The sequence below is a fragment of the Planococcus sp. A6 genome (assembly GCF_028823615.1).
Taxonomy (GTDB): domain Bacteria; phylum Bacillota; class Bacilli; order Bacillales_A; family Planococcaceae; genus Planococcus.
Genome location: NZ_JAPEHT010000256.1, coordinates 1 through 1118 on the forward strand (window position 1 = coordinate 1; position 1118 = coordinate 1118).

Here is a 1118-nt window from a genome sequence, read left to right on the forward strand (position 1 = left end):
ACGCCGATATCCTGGAGATAGATGAATCCGTAATTATAATAGGCCGCATGCGCTCCCTGCAACAGGATGGAAACCAATAGGACTGTCAAAAACCCTTTGGATTTCAGCAACTCCGCTGTGGCGCTCGGCCCTTTCTTTGTTCGCGGTGCGGGCCTCGATTGCAGCGGGACCGGAGAAGCAAGTGATTGAGTGACCGCCATGAACAGCAAACCCAAAAGCATGATCCATAAAATCGCATTTTCCTGCCAGACAGCGGTAGCTGCCCCGACAATCAATAAAGCGATCGTATAGCCGAGCGAACCATAGGAGCGGCTTTTTCCGTAATGGATGCGGTCGGTCTGCATCAATACGGTCGCGCCGCTTTCCATCGCTGGCAATAGATTCGGGTAGATAAAGCTGAACGCAAATGTGATGATGAACAGCAAGGTATAGGAATTGGCCGGGATATAAAACGCCATTACCACAAACGAAGCGATGGCGAGAATCTGCATCAAGCGCCCAAGCGAGAAAAGCCGCGTCAGGAGCGGGAAGAAAAACAAAGTCGACAACGACCGCGCGACCATGCCGGTCCCCATGATGACGCTGGCCGCCGAAACGCTCAGCCCTTTTTCATTGGTCAGCCAGCCAGTCCAGTAAGGCAAAAAGACGCCCCATGTAAAGAAAAACGCAAAAAAGTTCAACGAAAGCCATTTTTGATTGTGCATAAATAAATCTCCACTCTTTTCCAGAAGTCTGATTAAAGTATACCGAAATATTTTCGCGCCAGGGGAATTTCCGGAAAGAAAATGATAGAATGGAAAAGGAATTGACAGGAAAGTTGGCCAGCCCATGAAATCGACAAAAAAGAAAAACGAATTCGACAAGAAATTTTATATAAAATGGATGGTGATCGCAATGACAGCAATCTGGGTAGCAATTGCCGCAGTCTGGCTCTCTATGCATAATTGGGATACAGAAGAAAGCATGAAAGCACTGGCACAGGCCTTTACCGAACAACCGGCAGAAACCGAGCAGCAAGCTCCGGCAGAACAGGAGGAACCGGCAGTGAAAGAAGAACAAGCAGCGACAGAAGAAACCGAACAGCCTGAAGCACAACCGGAAGAGCAGCCACAAGAAGA

Annotated in this window: 1 protein-coding gene and 1 pseudogene; one reads left to right on the forward strand and one right to left on the reverse strand. The window is 48.7% G+C overall.

Annotated features, from left to right (window positions below; genetic code table 11):
* The coding region (locus ON064_RS18305; RefSeq protein WP_274625884.1) for an MFS transporter at nt 1–704 on the reverse strand (704 nt) is incomplete at its 3' end.
* A 124-nt stretch (nt 705–828) separates the two neighbouring features.
* On the opposite strand from ON064_RS18305, the pseudogene ON064_RS18310 reads away from it, so the two are divergent.
* A pseudogene (locus ON064_RS18310) lies at nt 829–1118 on the forward strand (M15 family metallopeptidase); the annotation flags it as partial.